This is a genomic window from Mycobacterium lehmannii (assembly GCF_001499925.1).
Taxonomy (GTDB): Bacteria; Actinomycetota; Actinomycetes; order Mycobacteriales; family Mycobacteriaceae; genus Mycobacterium; species Mycobacterium lehmannii.
The window spans coordinates 49,295-71,551 of the sequence record NZ_LQIR01000004.1 but is presented as its reverse complement, the minus strand read 5'-3'; the positions used below and the strand labels follow the sequence as shown (position 1 = coordinate 71,551).

21 protein-coding genes are annotated in these 22,257 nt (G+C 68.0%); 19 read left to right on the top strand and 2 right to left on the bottom strand.

Features of this window, described 5'->3' with window-relative positions; translation table 11 throughout:
- Nucleotides 1-35: 35 nt before the first annotated feature.
- The 13 genes from AU192_RS25345 (at nt 36) to AU192_RS04260 (ending at nt 12,446) form a co-directional block, all read left to right on the top strand.
- Nucleotides 36-1,415: a glutamine synthetase family protein gene (locus AU192_RS25345; RefSeq protein ID WP_064394552.1), complete on the top strand. Its 1,380-nt coding sequence runs from the start codon at nt 36-38 to the stop codon at nt 1,413-1,415.
- Complete coding sequence (locus AU192_RS04315; protein ID WP_064394551.1) at nt 1,402-2,175, top strand: gamma-glutamyl-gamma-aminobutyrate hydrolase family protein; 774 nt, start codon at nt 1,402-1,404, stop codon at nt 2,173-2,175. The genes AU192_RS25345 and AU192_RS04315 overlap by 14 nt, the downstream gene beginning before the upstream one ends.
- Nucleotides 2,172-3,539, top strand: a complete 1,368-nt coding sequence (locus AU192_RS04310; RefSeq protein ID WP_064394550.1) for an aldehyde dehydrogenase family protein — start codon at nt 2,172-2,174, stop codon at nt 3,537-3,539. Before AU192_RS04315 ends, AU192_RS04310 begins: the two co-directional genes overlap by 4 nt.
- Nucleotides 3,540-4,313, top strand: coding sequence for a 3-oxoacyl-ACP reductase (locus AU192_RS04305; RefSeq protein WP_064394549.1), 774 nt, complete (start codon nt 3,540-3,542; stop codon nt 4,311-4,313).
- A gap of 2 nt (nt 4,314-4,315) precedes the next feature.
- Entirely contained in the window at nt 4,316-5,065 is a 750-nt protein-coding gene (locus AU192_RS04300) for a FadR/GntR family transcriptional regulator (RefSeq protein ID WP_064394548.1), read from the top strand.
- Nucleotides 5,066-5,189: 124 nt separating this feature from the next.
- Complete coding sequence (locus AU192_RS04295; RefSeq protein WP_164673997.1) at nt 5,190-5,519, top strand: ArsR/SmtB family transcription factor; 330 nt, start codon at nt 5,190-5,192, stop codon at nt 5,517-5,519.
- Between the two features lie 119 nt (nt 5,520-5,638).
- Entirely contained in the window at nt 5,639-6,493 is an 855-nt protein-coding gene (locus tag AU192_RS04290; protein WP_082694906.1) for a class I SAM-dependent methyltransferase, read from the top strand.
- 75 nt (nt 6,494-6,568) lie between these two features.
- Nucleotides 6,569-9,400: an AfsR/SARP family transcriptional regulator gene (locus tag AU192_RS04285; protein WP_064394597.1), complete on the top strand. Its 2,832-nt coding sequence runs from the start codon at nt 6,569-6,571 to the stop codon at nt 9,398-9,400.
- A gap of 113 nt (nt 9,401-9,513) precedes the next feature.
- Nucleotides 9,514-9,774, top strand: a complete 261-nt coding sequence (locus tag AU192_RS04280) for a hypothetical protein (RefSeq protein ID WP_064394546.1) — start codon at nt 9,514-9,516, stop codon at nt 9,772-9,774.
- A gap of 131 nt (nt 9,775-9,905) precedes the next feature.
- Entirely contained in the window at nt 9,906-10,583 is a 678-nt protein-coding gene (locus AU192_RS04275) for an energy-coupling factor ABC transporter permease (protein ID WP_064394596.1), read from the top strand.
- A complete protein-coding gene (locus AU192_RS04270) occupies nt 10,580-10,936 on the top strand; it encodes a PDGLE domain-containing protein (protein ID WP_064394545.1) in 357 nt (118 codons plus the stop codon). The genes AU192_RS04275 and AU192_RS04270 overlap by 4 nt, the downstream gene beginning before the upstream one ends.
- A 2-nt stretch (nt 10,937-10,938) precedes the next feature.
- Nucleotides 10,939-11,712, top strand: a complete 774-nt coding sequence (cbiQ, locus tag AU192_RS04265) for a cobalt ECF transporter T component CbiQ (RefSeq protein WP_064394544.1) — start codon at nt 10,939-10,941, stop codon at nt 11,710-11,712.
- The gene (locus AU192_RS04260; RefSeq protein WP_064394543.1) at nt 11,709-12,446 is read left to right on the top strand and encodes an energy-coupling factor ABC transporter ATP-binding protein; all 738 of its coding nucleotides are present in this window, start codon (nt 11,709-11,711) and stop codon (nt 12,444-12,446) included. The genes cbiQ and AU192_RS04260 overlap by 4 nt, the downstream gene beginning before the upstream one ends.
- Before the next feature lie 56 nt (nt 12,447-12,502).
- Here AU192_RS04260 and mtr read toward each other — a convergent pair whose 3' ends face one another.
- Both mtr and AU192_RS04250 read right to left on the bottom strand, forming a co-directional pair.
- Complete coding sequence (gene mtr / locus AU192_RS04255; protein WP_064394542.1) at nt 12,503-13,918, bottom strand: mycothione reductase; 1,416 nt, start codon at nt 13,916-13,918, stop codon at nt 12,503-12,505.
- Nucleotides 13,915-14,889, bottom strand: a complete 975-nt coding sequence (locus AU192_RS04250; RefSeq protein WP_064394595.1) for an alpha/beta hydrolase — start codon at nt 14,887-14,889, stop codon at nt 13,915-13,917. The genes mtr and AU192_RS04250 overlap by 4 nt, the downstream gene beginning before the upstream one ends.
- A gap of 228 nt (nt 14,890-15,117) precedes the next feature.
- On the opposite strand from AU192_RS04250, the gene mqo reads away from it, so the two are divergent.
- The 6 genes from mqo (at nt 15,118) to cobA (ending at nt 22,250) form a co-directional block, all read left to right on the top strand.
- Entirely contained in the window at nt 15,118-16,617 is a 1,500-nt protein-coding gene (gene mqo / locus AU192_RS04245; protein ID WP_064394541.1) for a malate dehydrogenase (quinone), read from the top strand.
- Nucleotides 16,614-17,060 carry a GNAT family N-acetyltransferase gene (locus tag AU192_RS04240; RefSeq protein ID WP_064394540.1) on the top strand — a complete coding sequence of 149 codons (447 nt, stop codon included), beginning with the start codon at nt 16,614-16,616 and terminating at the stop codon, nt 17,058-17,060. The genes mqo and AU192_RS04240 overlap by 4 nt, the downstream gene beginning before the upstream one ends.
- Nucleotides 17,057-18,913 (top strand): magnesium chelatase subunit D family protein, encoded by a 1,857-nt coding sequence (locus AU192_RS04235; protein ID WP_064394539.1) that lies wholly within the window; start codon nt 17,057-17,059, stop codon nt 18,911-18,913. The genes AU192_RS04240 and AU192_RS04235 overlap by 4 nt, the downstream gene beginning before the upstream one ends.
- A 13-nt stretch (nt 18,914-18,926) precedes the next feature.
- Entirely contained in the window at nt 18,927-19,541 is a 615-nt protein-coding gene (gene cobO, locus AU192_RS04230) for a cob(I)yrinic acid a,c-diamide adenosyltransferase (protein WP_064394538.1), read from the top strand.
- 103 nt (nt 19,542-19,644) lie between these two features.
- On the top strand, nt 19,645-21,048 hold the full coding sequence (locus AU192_RS04225) for a cobyrinic acid a,c-diamide synthase CobB (RefSeq protein ID WP_064394537.1): 1,404 nt from the start codon (nt 19,645-19,647) through the stop codon (nt 21,046-21,048).
- The gene (gene cobA, locus AU192_RS04220) at nt 21,045-22,250 is read left to right on the top strand and encodes a uroporphyrinogen-III C-methyltransferase (RefSeq protein WP_064394536.1); all 1,206 of its coding nucleotides are present in this window, start codon (nt 21,045-21,047) and stop codon (nt 22,248-22,250) included. Before AU192_RS04225 ends, cobA begins: the two co-directional genes overlap by 4 nt.
- The last annotated feature ends 7 nt before the right edge of the window (nt 22,251-22,257 follow it).

Sequence of the window (22,257 nt, the reverse complement as noted above, 5' to 3'; positions counted from 1 at the left end):
AATCTCGCGCTGTCGAAGGAAAGGCCCCACTACGGATGAGCGTCACATCGGGCATGTTGTCGCAGGCCGACCTCGAGCGCATGGTCGCCGACGGCGAGATCGACACGGTGATCGTCGGGTTCTGCGATATGCAGGGCAGGCTCACCGGGAAGCGGGTGTCGGCCCGGCTGTTCGTCGAGGAGGTCGCCGAACACGGCGCAGAGTGCTGCAACTATCTGCTGGCGGTCGACGTCGACATGAACACCGTTGACGGCTATGCGATGTCGAGTTGGGAGACCGGCTACGGGGACATGGTGATGACGCCGGACTTCTCGACGCTGAGGCTGATCCCGTGGCTGCCCGGCACCGCGATGGTGATGGCCGACCTGGGTTGGCACGACGGCAGCCCGGTTGAGCAGGCCCCGAGGAGCATCCTCAACCGTCAGATCGACCGGCTCTCCGAACGCGGTCTGGTGCCCTACGTCGGGACCGAACTCGAGTTCATGGTGTTCGACGACGGCTTCCGCGAGGCGTGGGCCAAGGGTTATCGCGGATTGACGGCGGCCTCGGACTACAACGTCGACTACGCGATGCTCGGCTCGACGCGGATGGAGCCGCTGCTGCGCGATATCCGGCTCGGCATGACCGGCGCGGGCATGTACTGCGAGGGCGTCAAGGGGGAGTGCAATCTCGGCCAGCAGGAGATCGCATTCCGCTTCGACCATGCCCGGGTCACCTGTGACAACCACACGATCTACAAGAACGGCGCAAAGGAGATCGCCGACCAGCACGGCAAGAGCCTGACGTTCATGGCGAAATTCGATGAACGCGAAGGCAACAGCTGCCATGTCCACATCTCGCTGCGAGGCGACGATGGCAGTCCAGATGGCACAGCGGTGTTCGCCGACGACACCGACCCGCTCGGAATGTCGCCGATGTTCCGCAGCTTCGTGGCCGGACAGCTGGCCACCTTGCGGGAGCTGACGCTCTTCTACGCGCCGAACATCAACTCCTACAAGCGTTTCGTCGACGCGAGTTTCGCCCCGACCGCGATCGCGTGGGGTCTGGACAACCGGACCTGCGCGCTGCGCGTCGTCGGCCACGGCCACGGCATGCGGATGGAGAACCGGGCCCCCGGCGGTGACGTCAACCAGTACCTCGCGGTCTCGGCGTTGATCGCCGGCGGCCTGTATGGCATCGAACGCGAGCTCGAGTTGCCCGAGCCGATGGAGGGTAACGCCTACACCAGTGGCGTCGAACGGCTTCCGACCACCCTCACCGAGGCCGCGGCGCTGTTCGAGAAGTCCGAGGTGGCCCGTGAGGCGTTCGGTGACGAGGTGGTCGAGCACTACCTCAACAACGCCCGCGTCGAATTGGACGCGTTCAACGCCGCCGTCACGGACTGGGAAAGGATCCGCGGTTTTGAGCGGCTCTAGTGTTTCGGCAGGCGGGCAGAAGCGCAGACCCGTGCTCGGGCTGACCACCTACCTGCAGCAGGCACAGACCGGGGTGTGGGATGTGCGGGCGAGCTTTCTGCCCGCGATCTACTTCGAGGGTGTCGAACTGGCCGGCGGAATCTCCGTTCTGCTTCCGCCGCAACCTGTCGACGACCACATCGCCGACCGGGTGCTCGACGGGCTCGACGGCGTGATCATCACCGGTGGACGCGACGTCGTGCCCGCGCACTACGGCCAGCAACCGCACCCGGCCACCGACGCCGACGTCGAAGACAACCGGCGCCGTGACCAGTTCGAGTTTGCGCTGGTGCGCGGCGCGCTGCGGCGCGGCATGCCGGTGCTGGGCATCTGCCGCGGCGCCCAAGTGCTCAACGTCGCGATGGGCGGCACACTGCACCAGCACCTGCCCGACGTCATCGGGCACAACCGCCATCAGCAGGGCAACGCCGTGTTCACCACGTCGACCATCCGCACCGTTGCGGGCACCCGGTTGGCCGAGCTCATCGGCGGGTCGTCGGACGCGCAGTGCTACCACCACCAGGCCATCGACCGACTCGGCGACGGTCTGGTGATCAGCGCGCAGGACGACGATGGGGTCATCGAGGCGGTCGAACTATCAGGTGAGCATTTCGTGCTGGCGGTGCAGTGGCATCCCGAAGAGCGCCTCGACGACCTGCGGCTGTTCGCCGCCGTCGTCGAAGCGGCGGACGCATACGCAACAGAAAGGGCGAGCGCTTGAGCACATCCGACGTGATCAACCCGGCGACCGAGGAGCTGCTGCGTACCGTCGAGCAGACCGACGAGGCCGCGGTCGACGATGCGGTGGCCCGGGCGAAAGCGGCACAACGGGATTGGGCGCGGCAGGGGCCCGCCGAACGGGCGGCGGCGTTGCGCGCATTCGCGGCGACCGTCGACGCGCACGTCGACGAGCTGGCGGCGCTGGAAGTCGCCAACTCCGGGCACCCCATCGGTAACGCCGAGTGGGAGGCCGGCCACGTCCGCGACGTGCTGCAGTTCTACGCCGCCACACCGGAACGCTTGTCCGGCAGGCAGATTCCGGTCGCGGGCGGTATCGACGTGACGTTCAACGAGCCGCTCGGTGTGGTCGGTGTCATCACGCCGTGGAACTTCCCGATGACGATCGCCTCGTGGGGTTTCGCGCCTGCGCTCGCCGCGGGCAACGCGGTGCTCATCAAACCCGCTGAGTGGACGCCGCTCACCACGATCCGCCTGGGGGAGTTGGCCGTCGAGGCGGGAATCCCTGCCGACCTGTTCCGTGTGCTGCCCGGTAAGGGGTCGGTGGTGGGGGAGCGTTTCGTCTCGCACCCCGATGTGCGCAAGGTGGTGTTCACCGGTTCCACCGAGGTCGGCACTCGCGTCATGGCGGGCGCGGCCAAACAGGTCAAACGCGTCACCCTCGAACTGGGCGGCAAGAGCGCCAACATCGTCTTCGACGACTGTGATCTGGTGCAGGCGGCGGCCACCGCGCCGTACGGGGTATTCGACAACGCGGGCCAGGACTGCTGTGCGCGTAGTCGAATATTGGTGCAGCGCAACGTCTACGACCGCTTCATGGAACTGTTCGAGCCCGCGGTCAAGGGTGTGGTGGTCGGCGACCCGCGCGTCAAGGACACCGAGATGGGCCCGCTGGTGTCGAAGGGGCACTGGAACACCGTCGCCTCGTTCGTGCCCGACGACGCGCCCGTCGCGTTCCGCGGCTCGGCTCCCTCAGGCCCGGGGTACTGGTTCCCGCCGACGGTGTTGACGCCGCAGCGCACCGACCGCACGGTGCGCGAGGAGATCTTCGGCCCGGTGGTCACCGTGCTGCCGTTCGACGACGAGGCCGACGCGATCGCACTGGCCAACGACACCCCTTACGGGTTGTCCGGGTCGATCTGGACGGAGAACCTGTCGCGGGCGGTGCGGGTGTCGCGGGCGGTGGAGGCGGGCAACCTGTCGGTCAACTCACATTCGTCGGTGCGGTACAACACGCCGTTCGGTGGCTTCAAACAGTCCGGCCTCGGACGCGAACTCGGCCCTGACGCGCCGCTGTCGTTCACCGAAACCAAGAACGTGTTCATCGCCGTGCAGGAGGCACCCTAGATGGATCTGACGCAACGACTGGCGGGCAAGGTCGCCGTCATCACCGGTGGCGCCAGCGGCATCGGCCTGGCAAGCGCCAAGCGGATGCAGGCCGAGGGCGCGACCGTCGTCATCGGCGACATCGACCCGGCGGCCGGAAAGACCGTCGCCGACGATCTGAACGGCACCTTCATCCAGGTGGACGTCTCCGATCAGGTCGCGGTGGACAAGTTGTTCGACACCGCCGCCGAGACACACGGATCGGTCGACATCGCGTTCAACAACGCGGGCATCAGCCCACCTGAGGACGGTCTCATCGAGGACACCGGCGTCGACGCCTGGCAGCGGGTTCAGGACGTCAACCTCAAGTCGGTGTTCTTCTGCTGTAAGGCGGCGCTGCGGCACATGGTTCCGCAGCAGAAGGGGTCGATCATCAACACCGCGTCGTTCGTCGCGGTGGTCGGCTCGGCGACGTCGCAGATTTCTTACACCGCCTCGAAGGGCGGGGTGCTGACCATGTCGCGTGAACTCGGTGTGCAGTACGCGCGGCAGGGGATTCGCGTCAACGCGCTGTGTCCCGGGCCGGTCAACACGCCGCTGCTGCGGGAGTTGTTCGCCAAGGATCCGGAGCGCGCGGCACGGCGGTTGGTGCATGTGCCGGTGGGCCGCTTCGCCGAACCGGAGGAACTCGCCGCCGCGGTCGCGTTTTTGGCCAGCGACGACGCGTCGTTCATCACCGCGTCGAGCTTCCTGGTCGACGGCGGTATCGGCGGCCACTACGTCACCCCGCTGTAGCCATGTCGGCCGACTCGGACGTACCAATAGCGCACGCGGGGTTCACCGCGTTGGCGGCCGCCGAGGCGCTGCTGCGTCCGGTGCGTGGGGGTAACGCCTTCGAGGACACCGTCGCCCGGCTCCTGCAGACCATCCGGCTCGGTGTGCTGGCACCCGGCGAATGCCTGCCGCCCGAACGGGAACTCGCCTCGCGTCTCGGCGTCAGCCGCGACACCGTGCGCGAGGCGATCAAGTCGCTGTCCGATGCGGGTTATCTGGTATCTCGGCGCGGACGGTACGGAGGGACGTTTCTCGCCGACGAACTGCCGCGACCGATTACCCGCACCGACGCCGTGACGCGCGCGGAGATCGACGACACACTGCGCCTGCGGGAGATCCTCGAAGTCGGCGCCGCGCGCATGGCGGCCAGCCGCACGTTGAGCGAATCGGAGCGCGAACAACTGTGGGCCCGGATGACCGACGTCCGCACCGCCGCCCCCGACGACTACCGCCGGCTCGACTCGCGCCTGCACCTGGCGATCGCCGAGACCGTCGGATCACCGTCGCTGGTCCCGCTGCTGGCCGAGAACAGGATGCGGCTCAACGCCCTGCTCGACCAGATCCCGCTGCTGCCACGCAACATCGCCCATTCCGACGAGCAGCACGAGGCGATCGTGCTCGCGATCCTCGCAGGCGACGGCGACCGAGCGGCATCAGCGATGCGGACTCACGTCGAGGGGTCGGCCGCGCTGCTGCACGGCTTCCTCGACTGACGCCACGCACCGCACCCCCAGCACCGCGAGTGTGCGTGTCGGCACACGACACGCCGCCGATTTCTCGACATCCGCGCACGCTCATGCGCCCGCGAGCGTGCACATCGGCGCTACATTGAGTCCCGTGAACGAGCCAGTCGGCCAGGTGGACGTCGAACGCGCCGCGTCGGCGCTGGCCGACGTCGACACCGCGAGCTGGACGCAGCGATTCGACCTGCTGTCGGACCCGCATCGGCTGGAGATCCTGCTCACGCTGCATCGAGTGCCGGGGATTCGTGTGGGAGACCTCGCAGCGGCGCTGGGCCGCTCGGAAAACGCCGTCTCCCAAGCGCTTCGCGTGTTGCGCCAGCAGGGCTGGGTCAGCGCCACGCGGGTGGGACGGGCCGTCAGCTACCGCCTCGACGACGAGATCGTGCACGACCTGCTGCACTGGATCGGCGCCCGGCACGGCTGACGCCTGACCAGGGCATTTCACGATTCCCGAATCGTCGTTTCACAACCTCGACCGATCGTCGGAACCGTCAGATGAACATGCTCGGCGGACGACGGGCAGAGAGACCGAGGCGCATGACCATGAAGAACACCCTCGAAAACACGACCGAACACGACGCGGACCGCGCGCTGAAGGCCAAACACCGCGCGCTGTGGGCATCGGGTGACTACCCGGCCGTCGCCGCCGAACTGATTCCCCAGCTGGGGCCCGAACTGGTGCGGGCCTGTGGTGTCCGCGCGGGCGACCGCGTGCTCGACGTCGCCGCGGGCTCCGGTAACGCGGCCATCCCGGCCGCCACCGTGGGTGCGGCCGTGACGGCGAGCGACCTCACACCGGAGTTGTTCACGGCGGGGCGCGCGATCGCTGGCCAGCATGGAGTCCAGATCGAATGGGTGGAAGCGGACGCCGAAGCGATGCCGTTCGCCGACAACAGCTTTGACGTCGTGATGTCGTGTGTCGGTGCGATGTTCGCACCGCACCATCAGGTCGCCGCCGATGAGCTGGTGCGGGTGTGCCGCCCCGGCGGAACCATCGGAATGATCAACTGGACTCCCGAGGGGTTCATCGGCAACTTGTTCACAACGATGAAGCCCTACGCGCCGCCGCCACCGCCCGGTGCGAGCCCCGCGCCGCTGTGGGGGAGCGAAGCGCATGTGCAGTCACTGTTCGCCGACCGGGTGACGGATCTGCGGATGCAGCGGCGAACCGTGCGCATGCATCGCTGCGCGAGCCCGCTCGAGTTCAGGGAGTACTGGAAGCGTAACTACGGGCCGACGATCGCCACTTATGCGTTCAACGCCGGTGAGCCACAGCGGATCGCCGACCTCGACCGTGACTTCCTACAGTTCCTCACCGACTGGCCCCGCTCGGCGGCCACCGCGTACGACGCCGAGTATTTGCTGGTCACTGCCACGAAGGCGGCACCGGGGCATTGAGTCTCCGATTCTTTGTACTTGACGAATAGCCCGGACACCCGCTGCGGCCTGGTGAAAGCTGTGACCGTGACGGTGATGCTCCGGCTGCTCGGCGACATCGGGGCCGACATCGACGGTGAACGCGTCGACGTCGGGCACGCGCGCCAGCGTGCGGTTCTCGTCGCGATGCTGATCGACCTCAACCGCCCCGTACCGTCCGACCAGCTGATCTATCGTGTGTGGGCCGACGAGCCGCCCTACCGCGCTCGTAACGCCCTGGCCGCCTATGTGTCTCGGTTGCGGGCGGTTATCGGGCACAGCGGAGGCGTCGACATCAAGCGGGAGTCCGGCGGTTACATCCTGCTGGCCGACCCGATGACCGTCGACCTGTACCGTTTCCGCCACCTGGCCAACCAGGCGCGCGCCGCCGTGGATCCCGTCGAAGCCGACGACCTGTTCGCCCGAGCGCTGCAGCTGTGGCGTGGCAGCCCGTTCGTCATGCTGGACACTCCGTGGCTGAACGAGGTCAGAAACGCCTTGCACGCCGAACGACTGGCTGTGGCATTGGATCGCAACGACGCCGCACTGCGGGCCGGCCGGCACGCCGAGTTGTTTCCCGAACTGACCACCATGCTCGGCGAGCATCCGCTGGACGAGCGGTTGGCCGCGCAGCTGATGCTGGCGCAGTATCGGTGTGGCCGTCAGGCCGACGCCCTCGAGACGTTCCGCGCGATGCGTCAACGGCTCGTCGACGAGCTGGGCGCGGATCCGAGTCCGGCGCTGCGACAGGTGCACATGCAGCTCCTGGAGGGCGACTCCGAATGTGTGGTTCCCGGCGGACCTCTCGCGGCCGCCAGCGCGCGGCCGCGGATGAACCTGCCGCGGCGAAGCACAAGTTTCATTGGCCGTGACGACGAGGTCGCTCACGTCGTCGATGTGCTGGGTGAACGGTCGCTGGTGACGTTGACCGGGGTCGGCGGCGTGGGCAAGACCCGCTTGGCCCTCGAGGTCGCAGCCAGAGCCGGAGAACGCTTCTCCGACGGCGTCACGCTGGTCGAGCTCGCGCCTCTGGACGACGGTGCTGCTGTCGGCCACACCGCGGCGGCCGCGCTTGGCTTGCAGCAACGTCATGGGCTGGGCATCGAGGAAACAGTGACCGACTACCTCCGAACGAAAAACCTGCTGCTGGTCCTGGACAACTGCGAACATCTGCTCGATGCGGCGGCGACGCTGACCCACTCGATCGTCGGCAACTGCCCCGACGTCGTGGTACTGGCCACCAGTCGAGAAGCGATCGGCGTTGACGGCGAACACATCTGGCCGGTGTCACCGCTGCCGCTCGGCGAGGCCACCCGGTTGTTCGCCGACCGCGCCAAGGCCAGCCGGCCCGATTTCGCATTGGAGCACGAGCCCGTCGGCGCCGTCGCCGAAATCTGTCGTCGCGTCGACGGTCTGCCATTGGCGATCGAACTGGCGGCCGCCCGGATGCGCGCCATGAGCAGCCTCGACGTCGCGCGCCGGCTGGACGGACTGCGGGTCCTCAGTGGCGGCGCGCGCGGCAGCCCTCGTCAACAGAGCCTCGTCGCGACCATCGACTGGTCCTACCAACTGCTGACCGATGCCGAACAGCAACTGTTCATCAGATTGTCGGTGTTCGCGGGTGGTTTCGATCTCGAAGCCGCGCATGTGGTCTGCGGCGTGGGCGACGAAGACGACACGCTCGACTCGCTCACCGGACTCATCGAAAAATCGATGGTGACACGGCACACCGTCATCGATCGAACGCGATACACGGTTCTCGAGATGCTTCGCGCATACGGCCGGGACCGTCTGCTAGACAACGGCATCGACAAATCGGTGGCATCGCGGCACGCCGAGTACTTCACCGCGCTGGCCGAAAGTGCGGCCGCCGGTATGCACGGCCCTGACGAGCGGATGTGGGTGGACAGGATGCTGCCCGACTACGACAACCTGCGAGTGGCGTTCGAGCACGCGCTGTCCGATGAGGACGTCGACACCGCGCTGCGGTTGGTGACCTCACTACCCGAAGTCGTCCACTTACGACACAGCTACGAGTCGGCAGGCTGGGCCGAGCGCGCCGTCGAAGTGGCCGACCCCGCTCACCCGCTTTACACCGCGGCCGTCGGCTTCGCGGCGCGGGGGGCCTGGAACAGGGGCGAATTCGACACGGCCCGCTCTCTCGCGAAGCTCGCGCAGGGGCGCGCTCCCGCCCGCGGCACCGCCCGCGTCGCCTATCCCGGTGATGTGCTCGCCGATGTCGCGCTCTACGAGGGCGACGCCGCCGCCGCTCTGCGGCATTACGAGGCGGAGGCGAAGCGGGCCAGCAGCGATGCCGACCCGATTCGTCTGGTGTGGACGCTCTTCTACATCTCGATATGCCATGCCGCACTGCGCGTGCCGATGGACGGCGTGGCCGCGGCCGAGGAGGCGGTGCGTGTCGCGGACGAGACGCGCAACGCGACCGCGCAGTCGATGGGCCGCTACGCGCTCGGTCTGGTGCTCAAGAAATCCGAGCCCGATCGCGCGCTGCAGTTGTTCGACGACGCCGCAGCATTGGCCGCGTCGGTGCGCAACCTGTGGTGGTACGGCATCGCGCTGATGGAGGCCGCGTCTACCCGGGCCGTTCACGGTGAACCTGGCGAGGCCGCAACAGTTTTGATCGACGTCCTCGACCATTGGGGCCGGGTCGGTGACTGGAGCCAGCAGTGGCTCAACCTGCGCTACGTGACTCGCTTCCTCGCCCGCATCGGGGCCGAGGACGACGCGCGCGCGCTTCACCACGCGCTGACGGTAGCCGGCAAGGAATCACCGCTCGGCGACGTTCGCATCGAACCCGGTCACCGTTGTCTGTCCGGCGCCGAGGCGGTCGAACTCGCCAGGGCGTCCCTCCTGCGCTTCCGCCGATAGCCGCTTGACCAGGGCTTTTCACGATACGTCAACGAAGACCGAAACCGCCCGCGCGACGTGACGACGTAACAGTTCGCGGGAGCAGCCGCGGGCGACATGCGAAGGAGAACACCATGGGAACGATGCTCAACCGGGCGATCGCCGCCGGATTGCTGTCCGCGGCCCTCGCGACGCCGGCAGTCGCCGGTCTCACCACAGGTACTGCCGCAGCTAAGCCGAGAGAGGGCAATTGCGCAGCGATCGCCGCGTCGGCCGATAGCGCCATTCATGCAGCCAACGTGGCACGCCAGCAGGGTGACAAGAAGGCGGAAAAGGATTGGACTCATATTGCCAATCGCACGCTGGACAACTACCACAGGCTCTGCCTCAGCTGAGGCGACGACCGGGCGGGCCACGATGCCCGCCCGGTCCCGCCGAAGGGCTGAGCTCGCGTGAACATGTGTTCAGCTAGACAGGTGTTCGCCCGGAGTTCTAGAGTCGCCTGGTGACCTCTTCGTACGTCGCGATGCACATGAGCGACGGCATCGTCGACGCCCCGACCTCCGTCGTCTTCGGCCTCATCGCCGTCGCCGTTGTCGCACTGTGCGCGGCCAAGGCCAGAAACGAGCTCGATGAGCGCACGGTGCCGCTGGCAGGCCTCGTCGCCGCGTTCATCTTCGCCGTCCAGATGATCAACTTCCCGATCCTGCCGGGGGTCAGCGGGCACCTGCTCGGCGGGGCGCTCGCCGCGATCCTGGTCGGCCCCTACACCGGGGCGCTGTGCATCGCCATCGTGTTGGTCGTACAGGCGCTGTTGTTCGCCGACGGCGGGGTCACGGCGCTGGGCACCAACATCGTCAACATGGCGGTGATCGGCGTCGCGGCCGGATATCTGACCGCCGTCCTGCTCTACGCCATGGCCAGAAAGCGCGCGGACGTGCCAGTGGCCGGCTTGGGTGTGATCGCCTTCGTGGCCGCGCTGATCGGAACCATCTGTGCGGCAATGGGCTTCGTCGTCGAATACGCGATGGGTGGAGCGGCCACCACGTCACTGGGCGCGGTGACGGGCTACATGCTCGGCACCCATGCGCTGATCGGCGTGGGAGAGGGCGTCATCACCGCCGTCACCGTGATGGCCGTCGCGCGTTCGCGACCCGACCTCGTCTACCTGTTGCGGCGTACCCGACAGGAGGTTGCGGCATGAGGTCGCGCTGGCAGTTCTTGGCGATTTTCGCGGCCGTCACGCTGCTGATCGCCGGGGTGGTGTCCTACTTCGCCAGCTCGAACCCGGACGGGCTCGACTCGACGACGCTGCGCGGGTGCGAGGTCGTCGAGACCGCCGACGGCGAGGAACTCACCGGTGAGTGCATCGCCCAGCACGCCGAGGAGCACAGCCTGGCGGCCTCACCGCTCGCCGACTACGCCATCGGCGGACGCGACGGCACCGGCGGCGTCGCCGGAATCATCGGCGTGCTCGCGACGCTCGTCGTCGCAGGATCGGTGTTCTGGCTGATCGCGCGGAGCCGCAGAGCGACCGACCGCAGCGGATCGGGCTGACCATGGGCGCGGGCGCTCACCCCCTCTACCGGCACGACGACTCCGCCGTGCACCGCGCCCCCGCCGAGGTGAAGGTCGTCTGCCTTCTGGTGTTCGTGCTCGCGGTCGTCGCCACCCCGCGGGAGGTGTTCTGGCCCTTCGCCGTCTACGCGCTGATCGTCGTCGGGATCTGGCATCTCGCCCGTATCCCGCTGCGGTGGGTCCTCCCTCGGATGCTGATCGAAGCGCCTTTCCTCGTCCTGGCCGTGCTGCTGCCCTTCGCCGAGGGAGGCGAACGTATCGACGTTGCGGGAGTGGCGCTTTCGGTCAGCGGGTTGTGGGCGGCATGGGGCATCGTCATCAAGGGCACGCTCGGGGTCGCGGCGGCACTGACCGTGGCCGCCACCACGTCGACGACAGAGCTGCCCACCGCGCTGGGCCGGCTCGGTGTGCCCGCGATCGCGACGTCGGTCCTGGTGCTGATGATCCGCTACGTCGACCTGCTGACCGCCGAGGCCGGCCGGATGCGCATGGCGCGCATATCGCGTGGCGATTCACCGCGCGTCCTGCATCAGGCCGGCGCGATCGCGAAGGGTATCGGCGCACTGTTCCTGCGGTCCTACGAACGCGGTGAGCGGGTCTACGTCGCGATGCTCTCGCGCGGGTTCGACGGCAACGCACCGGATCTAGCCGTGATCGGTGCGCCGCCACGCGCCGTCGCGTCGCAGTGGGTGATCGTGATGGCTCCCGCCGCGGCCGCGGTCATCGTTTCCGCGTCGGCGTGGGTGCTGCGATGAACGCGATCACGATCGATGGCCTTCGCCACGTCTACCCCGACGGCCACGTCGCCCTCGACGGTGTCGACCTGACCGTGCGCGGCGGCGAACGCATCGCCGTGCTCGGTCCCAATGGCGCGGGCAAGACCACGCTGATGTTGCACCTCAACGGTGTGCTGACCGCGACGTCGGGTTCGGTGCGCATCGGCGATCTCGCGCTGACCCGCAAGACGCTTCACGACGTGCGCAGGCGTGTGGGCCTGGTCTTCCAGGACCCCGACGACCAGTTGTTCATGCCGACCGTCGCCCAGGATGTGGCGTTCGGTCCGGCGAACTTCGGGTTGCGCGGTGACGCGTTGGCCGACCGGGTCCGAGAAGCGCTCCAGACGGTGTCTCTGACCGAGGAGGCCGACCGCAGCCCCACCCACCTGTCGGCGGGCCAGCGGCGCCGTGCGGCGTTGGCTACCGTACTGGCTTGCCGGCCCGACATCCTTGTGCTCGATGAACCGTCGGCGAACCTCGATCCGGTCGCTCGCCGGGAACTGGCCGAGACGTTGTCTGGACTGGACTCCACGATGCTTATCGTCACGCACGACTTGCCCTATGCCGCTCAGCTGTGTGAGCGGGCGGTCGTGATGGATCGCGGCGTGATCGTCGCCGACGCGCCCATCCGGGAGATCCTCGCCGACACCGAGCTGCTTGCCGCGCACCGCCTCGAGCTGCCCTGGGGCTTCGAGGTGCCCACCAGGCCCTGACTTGTGCACATCGAGGAGCGCTGAGCGCTCCTGAATGTGCACAAATCGCCGGGAAGTCAGTGTCGTCGGGACGGCGGCCACGGCGGCTCGCCGCACAGCGCCAGCAATGCGTTCTCGACGACCTCCGGGAGGGCGGGGTGAATCCAGTACTGCCCGCGCGCCATCTCCTGGGCGGGCAGGTCGAACGCCATGCCCTGGATGACCGGCTGGATCAGCGATGACGCCTGATGGCCCATGATGTGCGCGCCGAGGAGCAGGCCGGTGTCGTCGTCGACGATGAGTTTGGCGATGCCGGAGGTGTCCTCCATCGCCCACCCGTAGGCGACGTCGGCGTAATCCTGGATCTTCACCCGGATCCGGAAACCCTGTGCGCGCGCCTCGTTTTCGGTCAACCCGACGCTGGCGATCTGCGGGTCGGTGAACACCGCCGACGGGACATGGCGGTGGTTGGCAGGCATGAGCGCATCCGTGTCATCCCAGTCCTGCAGAAGATTGTGTTTGACGACGCGCGCTTCATGGTTGGCCACATGCTTGAGCTGGAAGTCCGACGACACGTCGCCGAGCGCGAAAATGCCGCGGGCGGTGGTGCGTTGGTATTCGTCGACGACGACCTGTCCGCTCGCGGTCACCTTCACGCCGGCGTGCTCTGCGTCGAGCAGGTCACCGTTGGGGACGCGACCGGTCGCCACCAGCAGCACGTCGCCGCGCAGTTTCGAGCCGTCGTGACAGGTGACTTCGACGCCGCCGTCGACCTCGCGGGCGTCGGCCAGCTCGTGATGGTTGCGCACCTCCCACTTCTTGGCCGCGATGTCGGTGAAGCGCATTGCGATGTCGTCGTCGTGGCCGCGCAGCAGGGTGCTGCCGCGGATCAGCAGCGTGATCCTGCTTCCGAGAGACGAGAAGATGTGGGCGAATTCGCAAGCGACATAACCGCCGCCGACGATGATGAGGTGTTCGGGCAGATCGGTGATCCGCATGATCGTGTCGCTGGTGTGGTAGGGCGCACCGCATTCGCTGACCGCGTCGGGCACCACCGCGCGGGAACCGGCTGCGATCACCACCTGGTCGGCGGTGAACTCGTCGCCGTCGTCGGTGCGCAGCGCGTACCGGCCATCGGGTCGCGTGGGCACAAACCTGGTGTGGCTGGAGAACACCTGCACATTCGGTGAGGAGCGACGGTAGTTCTCTCCCGCGACGGCCAACGGGTCGATCCGTCCGAACACCCTCGAGACGATGTCGGGCCACCGCACGGCGTCGATGTGCGCGTCGACGCCGTATCGCGCCGCGTCCCTGACGTTGTCGGCGATGCCTGCCGCGTAGACGAACATCTTCGTCGGGATGCAACCGACATTGAGACACGTTCCGCCGAACACGCTCTGCTCGCAGATCGCGATCTTCTTGTCGATGTAGCGCTCGTCGAGGATGGAGTTGCCCGAGCCGGTTCCGATGATCGCGATGTCGAAGTGCGTCATGACCAGCCTCCTGGGGATCGGGTGACGGCCGAGCCGCGGGCGGCCGGGTCGAGGTACCAGTCCAGCCACCGGTCGAGTTCGCCGTAGGCGGCCCGCCGCGCCTCGGGTACAGATAGGAACACGTCGTGCTTGGCGTCGACGATCGGCACGATCGTGGTCCGGTTGCCGATGCATCCGGCCCACCGGGCGATCTGCCTGACGTCGAGCACCGCATCCCCGCGCTGGATTGCGTCCGGGTCCCGCGCCTCACGCACGCTGCGGTCCGAGCGCAGAACGAGGTTGGGCACACCCACGTCGAGACCGCGATGCAGTCTCGCGTGGCCACGGCGGATGGCGGCGATCCAGCCCGTCGTGACGGGAAAGCCGCCGACGGGCTTCCACCTCAGGTCGTAGTCGAAGTCGCCGTGGTAGTCGCGGTGCAGCGACGAACCGTAGCCGCCCTCGCTCGGCGGGCGCACCACCAGCCGCTTGGTCACCCGCGAGACGGCGCCCAGCGCGGCGCGCGTCGGTGCGGCCCGAAGGATCGACGGCCCCTGCAGGTCAAGCCACGGGCTGTTCAGCACGAGGCCGCCGACGCGCTTGCGCCCGGTCCGCCCGCGCCGACGCAACCGGTCCAGCCACAGCGACACGATCAGCCCACCGGCCGAGTGCCCGTACACCAGGACCTCCGCGGGGGACACCGAACCGATGATGTCGAGTGCGCACTCGAGTTCGACGTCGTAGCGGGCCAGGTCGGTGGTGAAGTGAGGGGTCTGGCCCTCGCGCCACGAACGCCCGCATTTGTGCAGGTCGATCGCGTAGAACGCGAATCCGCGACCGGCGAAGTGGTCGGCGAGCTCGGTGTTGAAGAAGTAGTCGGTGAACCCGTGCACCAACAGCACCGCGCGCGTGGCCGACCGATCCGGTTCACCGCGCCGCACCAGGGTCGCGACGAGCTCGCCCTCCCCGTCCGGGTCTGCGCCGAGGGCCATCGTGTGTTGCCAGTAGCCCGGCAGCACGTCTGCCTTCCAGTCGGGCACGACAGCAACGATAGCCGCGACAGCCGGTACCGCTGGGCGAAGCGGCCCTATGGGGTTCTGCGCGCGGCGATCGCGCGGGGATTGAGAACGCCCTTTGCGGGCTAACCTGATGATCGACCATGGCCGGGGCCGGATCTCTCTGGCCGCGCGGAACACCGAGTCCAGTCGGGGGAACTGAGAGTGTCTGACGAACCGAGGAAGACAGACGTCGTGCTCATCGGGGCCGGCATCATGAGCGGAACGTTGGGCGCGCTGCTGCGACAGCTGGAGCCGGACTGGGACATCACACTGATCGAGCGCCTCGACGCGGCGGCCGCCGAGAGCAGCGACGCGTGGAACAATGCCGGTACCGGCCACTCGGCGCTGTGCGAGCTGAACTACACCCCGCAAAAGCCCGACGGGTCGATCGACATCTCCAAGGCGGTGCGCGTCAACGAGCAGTTCCAGGTGACGCGCCAGTTCTGGGCGTACGCGGTGGAAAACGGGTTGATCAGCCATCCGCGCAGCTTCCTCAACCCGATCCCGCATGTGAGTTTCGTACACGGCGCCGAAAGCGTGAAGTATCTGCGGCGCCGCTACGACGCGTTGGTGACCAACCCGCTGTTCGCGCGCATGGAGTACATCGACGACGAGGACGAGTTCACCCGGCGGCTGCCGCTGATGGCCGAGAAGCGCGACTTCTCCGAACCGGTCGCGCTCAACTGGACCGAGCAGGGCACCGACGTCGACTTCGGCGCCCTGTCCCGCCAGCTGCTCGGCTACGTCGCCCAGCGCGGTATGACCACATACTTCGGGCACGAGGTGCGCGATCTGGACCAAAAGTCCGACGGTTCGTGGACCCTGAAACTGGTCAATCTGCGCACCGGGCGCACCAGCAAGCTCAAGGCCGGCTTCGTGTTCGTCGGCGCGGGCGGCGGGGCGTTGAACCTGTTGCAGAAGGCAGGCATGAAGGAGGCCAAGAACTTCGGCGGCTTCCCGGTCAGCGGCAAGTTTCTGCGCACCGACGTCTCGCGCCTGACCGATGCGCATCAGGCCAAGGTGTACGGCCAGCCACCGGTGGGTGCGCCGCCGATGTCGGTTCCGCACCTGGACACGCGCGTGATCAACGGCCGGTCCTGGTTGCTGTTCGGGCCGTTCGCCGGCTGGTCACCGAAATTCCTCAAACAGGGCGACGTCTTGGACCTGCCCGAATCCATCACGCTCAACAACGTCGCATCAATGGTCAACGTCGCGCTCACCCAGTTCGGACTGCTCAAGTACCTGGTGGGTCAGCTGATGCTGTCGGACGCCGAGCGAATCGAGGCGCTACGCGAATTCGCGCCCAGCGCAAAGGAATCCGACTGGGAGCTCAACGTGGCGGGGCAACGGGTCCAGGTCATCTGCGGTAAGAGCGGCAAGGGTGTGCTCGACTTCGGCACCACCGTGCTCACCTCCGGCGACGGCACCATCGCCGGGCTGCTCGGCGCTTCCCCGGGAGCCTCGACCGCGGTGCCCGCGATGATCGACGTGCTGCAACGCTGCTTCGCCAAGCGCTATCCGGCGTGGGAGTCCGAGATCAAGGAGATGGTGCCGTCGCTGGGACACGAGTTGTCCTCCGAGCCTGAGCTGTTCGACGAGGTGTGGTCGCACGGAACGCGGGTCCTGCGTCTCGACGAGTCCTCGGCGGTGGCTACGGGATGACGGTTGCGCTGCGCCGCAGTTGGTCTCGAGACCTCGACGCCGCAACGCTCTACGAACTGCTCAAGCTGCGGGTCGAGGTCTTCGTCGTGGAGCAGGCCATTCCGTATCCAGAGCTCGACGGCCGCGATCTTCTCGCCGAGACGCGGCACTTCTGGCTGGAAACGTCCACCGGTGAGGTGATTTCGACGCTGCGTCTGATGGAGGAGCATCCCGGCGGACAGAAGGGCTTCCGCATCGGCCGGGTGTGCACCAAGCGCGAGGCGCGCGGGCAGGGGCACAGCACGCGGCTGCTGCAGGCCGCGCTGGCCGAGGTGGGCGACTATCCCTGCCGCATCGACTCCCAGACGTACCTGGCCGATATGTATGTCCGCCTCGGCTTCGTCCGCGACGGAGAGGAGTTCATGCAGGACGGCATTCCGCACGTCCCTATGCTGAAGCCGTGACCTATCCCTTCAGCGCGATCGTCGGGCATGACCGTCTGCGGTTGGCGCTGCTGCTGTGCGCGATCCGCCCCGACATCGGAGGGGTGCTGATCCGCGGGGAGAAGGGCACCGCGAAGTCGACGGCGGTGCGTGGGTTGGCCAAGGTGCTGGAAGCGGCCGCTGCGGCGGACGGGACAACGGGCACCACTGGGCAGCTGGTCGAACTCCCGATAGGCGCCACCGAGGACCGGGTGGTCGGCTCGCTGGATTTGCAGAAGGTATTGCGTGACGGTGAGCACGCGTTCTCGCCGGGACTGCTCGCCCGCGCGCACGGCGGTGTGCTCTACGTCGACGAGGTGAACCTGCTGCACGACCATCTGGTCGACGTGCTGCTCGACGCCGCGGCGATGGGCCGGGTACACGTCGAGCGCGACGGGGTGTCGCACAGTCATGAGGCACGCTTCGTGCTGATAGGCACGATGAATCCCGAAGAGGGCGAACTGCGTCCGCAGCTGCTCGACCGGTTCGGGCTCACCGTCGACGTACGGGCGTCGCGCGACGTCGACGTGCGCGTCGAGGTGATCCGACAGCGCATGGCGTATGAGGCCGATCCCGCCGGGTTCGCCCAACGTTACGCCGAAGACGACGACGAACTCGCCCGCCGTGTCGCGGCGGCCCGCGCTTCGGTCGACTCGGTTTCGTTGCCCGACAGCGAATTACGTCGGATCGCGGCGCTGTGCGCGGCGTTCGACGTCGACGGCATGCGTGCCGACCTGGTCGTCGCGAGGACCGCTGTCGCGCATGCCGCGTGGCGTGGTGCCGACGTGGTGTCCGAGGAGGACATCCGGGTGGCCGCTGAACTCGCGCTCCCGCACCGCCGACGACGCGACCCGTTCGACGACCCGGGCCTGGATCCCGGCCAACTCGACGACGCGATGGCGCAGGCTGACGAGGCCACCGACGACAACCCCGAACCAGATCCCGACCCGCCGGGCGGTGGCGCGTCGTCGTCGCCGGAGGGTGACGGCAGTGATGGGCAACCGTCACAACGGAATTCGGAGAGTGCTTCGCGTCCCAGCGCCGCGCCCTCGGCGGTGTTTCGCACTCGCTCGCTGGTGGTGCCCGGTGTGGGGGAGGGTGCGCCGGGCCGCCGGTCGCGGGCGCGTAACCGCACCGGCAAGACGGTCGCGGCCACGTCTGACGGCCGGACCGGTCACGGTGTGCATGTGTTCGGCACCCTGCTGGCCGCCGTGGAGAGCCAACGCAGGCCCGGCGCGCCCCGGCCGCAACCGGGCGATGTGCGGCGCGCGATCCGGGAGGGCCGGGAGGGGAACCTGGTGATCTTCGTGGTCGACGCGTCGGGTTCGATGGCTGCGCGCGACCGGATGTCCGCGGTCGGGGGTGCGGCGCTGTCGCTGTTGCGCGACGCCTACCAGCGCCGCGACAAGGTCGCCGTGATCACGTTTCGCCAAAGCGACGCGAGAGTCCTGCTGCCCCCGACGTCGTCGGTGCATATCGCCAGCCGGCGTCTGGCCCGCTTCGACACCGGCGGTAAGACGCCTCTGGCGGAAGGCTTGTTGGCGGCGCGCGACCTGGTCGTGAGGGAGAAGGCCCGCGACCGCGCCCGGCGCAGCCTCGTGGTGGTGCTGACCGACGGGCGCGCCACCGGCGGTGCCGACCCGTTGGGACGCACGCGCTCGGCGGCCGCGCGGTTGGTGGCCGAAGGCACCGCCGCTGTCGTTGTCGACTGCGAAACGTCGTATGTGCGGTTGGGTCTGGCCGCAGAGCTCGCCGAACAACTGGGCGCCCCGGCGGTGCGGCTGGCCCAGCTGCGGGCGGACAGCCTCACCGACGTCGTCCGCACCGCCGCCTGAAAGGAAGTTTCGGATGCCTCAGGGCCAGCCGCTGACGGTTCCCGATGACGGGTTGACCACCCGGGCACGCCGCAATGCGCCGCTGTTCGCGGTGCACACGGGCGCGGGCAAGGGCAAGTCCACCGCGGCGTTCGGCATGGCGTTGCGCGCGTGGAATCAAGGCTTTGACATTGCGGTGTTCCAGTTCGTCAAGAGCGCCAAGTGGAAGGTCGGCGAGGAAGCGGCCTTCCGCGAACTCGGCAAGTTGCACGACGAGCACGGCGTCGGGGGACCGGTGCAGTGGCACAAGATGGGCTCGGGGTGGTCCTGGTCGCGCAAACGCGGCGACGAGGTCGACCACGCCGCGGCGGCGGCCGACGGCTGGGCCGAGATCGCGCGGCGGCTCGCCGACGAACGGCACGACTTCTATGTGCTCGACGAGTTCACCTATCCACTGAAGTGGGGCTGGATCGACGTGGACGAGGTCGTCGAGACGATCCGGTCGCGACCCGGAATGCAGCACGTCGTCATCACCGGTCGCGACGCCCCGCAGCAGTTGCTCGATGCCGCGGATCTGGTCACCGAGATGACCAAGGTCAAGCACCCGATGGACGTCGGGCGCAAGGGCCAGAAGGGCATCGAGTGGTGACGCTCGATCGGCGCGAGCGACCGCGAAATGACACCATTCGCGGTGTGTCGGCGTGCAAACACGGTCGCTCGCCACTGGTGGGTGGGCCCAGGCGGGAGGTGGGGTGAGCAGGGCGACGCCTGCGGTTGTCATCGCCGCACCCGCGTCGGGTAGCGGAAAGACCACCGTGGCAACGGGTTTGATGGGGGCGCTGCGGCGGGCGGGGCGGGCGGTAGCGCCGTTCAAGGTCGGCCCCGACTACATCGACCCCGGCTATCACGCGCTGGCCTCGCTCCGGCCCGGCCGCAACCTCGATCCCGTCCTGACGGGGGAGCAGCTGATCGGCCCGCTGTACCGGCACGGCAGCGCCCGAGCCGACATCGCGGTCATCGAAGGCGTGATGGGCCTGTTCGACGGCCGCATCACCGAGGAGTCGCGCGGCAATGCGTTCGGATCCACCGCACATGTCGCCGCTCTGTTGGGCGCGCCGGTCGTCATCGTCGTCGATTCCCGCGGACAGAGTCACAGCATCGCCGCGCTGCTGCACGGCTTTTCGACGTTCGACTCCTCGGTTCGCGTCGCCGGGGTGATCCTCAACCGCGTCGGCTCGCTGCGTCACGAGGAGGTGCTGCGCCAAGCCTGTGAACACGCCGGCATCCCGGTCTTGGGTGCGATTCCCCGATGCGACGAAATATCTGTCCCCTCACGACATCTGGGGCTGGTCACCGCGGTCGAACACGGGGACAGGGCGCGCGAGGCGGTGGAGGCGATGACCGCGCTCGTCGGCCGCCACGTCGACCTGGTCGGGATCGCCGCGCTGGCCGACAGCCGAGTCATGGACGACCCCTGGGACGCCGAGGAGGTGACCCCCGTCGGCGGAACCGCCACAGTGGCGCTGGCGTCGGGCAGGGCGTTCAGCTTCGGCTACGCCGAACACCGCGAAGTGCTCACCGCCGCGGGCGCCGAAGTCGTCGAGTTCGACCCGCTGACCGACACGCTGCCGTCGGGCACCGACGCCCTCGTCGTCCCCGGCGGTTTCCCGGAGGAGTTCGTCGCCGAACTCTCGGCCAACGACGTCGCACGCACGCAGATCAGACAACTGGCGGCGTCGGGGGCCCCCGTGCACGCCGAATGCGCGGGCCTGACATATCTCGTCGACGACCTCGACGGTCACCCGATGTGTGGGGTGATCTCCGGCTCGGCGACGTTCACCGAACGCCTCACACTCGGCTACCGCGAAGCCGTCGTGGTGACCGACTCGCCGTTGCACTCGATCGGTGACCGGATGATGGGACACGAATTTCACCGCACCGCAGTCACTTTCAAAGACGACTACGCCCCCGCGTGGATCTTAACCGGCCACGCCGGCGGTCGCAGGAGGGACGGTGTGGTGGACGGGGCCGTGCATGCGGGCTACCTGCACACCCACCCCGCCGCGCACCCGCGGGCGATCAGCCGCTTCGTGGCGGTGGCCGCAGCCTCTAAGCTCGCGCCGATGAGCTCGCGCGAACAGGATCCAGATCAGTGACCGAGGACGCCTATCTGGTCGGCCTGCGCCTGACCGGCAGGAAAGTCGTCGTCGTCGGCGGCGGCAGTGTGGCGCAGCGCCGCTTGCCGCTTCTGGTGGCCAACGGCGCCGACGTGGTCGTGATCGCGCCCGAGGCCACGCCCGTGGTCGAAGCGATGAGTGGAATCACGCTGCAGCTGCGCGAGTTCGAGCCGGGCGACCTCGAGGGCGCCTGGTACGCGATCGCGGCCACCGACGACCCGGCCGTCAACGCCGCCGTCGTCGCCGAGGCCGAGGATCGCCACATCTTCTGTGTGCGCGCGGACGTGGCCGTCGAGGGCACGGCCGTCACACCGGCATCGTTTGAGTACGAGGGGCTGTCGGTCGGTGTGCTCGCCGGCGGTGAGCACCGCCGGTCGGCGGCGATCAGGTCGGCGATCCACGAGGCCATGCAGCGCGGGCTCATCGCACCGGACAGCTCGGCGACCGCCGACGTCGTACGCGGCGGCGTGGCGCTCGTGGGCGGGGGGCCGGGCGACCCCGAGTTGATCACCGTTCGCGGGCGCCGGCTGTTGGCGCACGCCGACGTCGTCGTCGCCGATCGGCTCGCACCGCAGGAACTGCTGGCCGAGATGCCGCCGCATGTCGAGGTCATCGACGCGTCGAAGATTCCCTACGGCCGGGCCATGGCACAGGACGCGATCAACGGCCTGCTGATCGACCGCGCGAAAGCGGGCAAGTTCGTCGTGCGGCTCAAGGGCGGCGACCCGTTCGTGTTCGCCCGCGGATATGAAGAGGTGCTGGCGTGCGCCGAGGCCGGTATCCCGGTCACCGTCGTACCCGGTGTGACCAGTGCCATAGGGGTTCCCGCGCTCGCGGGTGTGCCCGTCACCCACCGGCACGTCACGCACGAATTCGTGGTGGTCAGTGGGCATGTCGCGCCCGGGCATCCCGAATCGTTAGTGAATTGGAATGCCTTGGCCGCGCTCTCGGGCACCATCGTGTTGCTGATGGCGGTCGAACGCATCGAACTGTTCGCCGAGGCTCTGCTGGAAGGCGGACGACCTGCGGATACGCCAGTACTGGTGGTTCAGCACGGCACCACCGCCGCACAGCGGACTTTGCGCGCGACGCTCGCCGATGTCGCAGAACGCATCCGGGAGGACGGAATTCGGCCTCCTGCAATCATCGTTATCGGGCCCGTGGCCGCCTTCGCCGGTTAAAGGGATC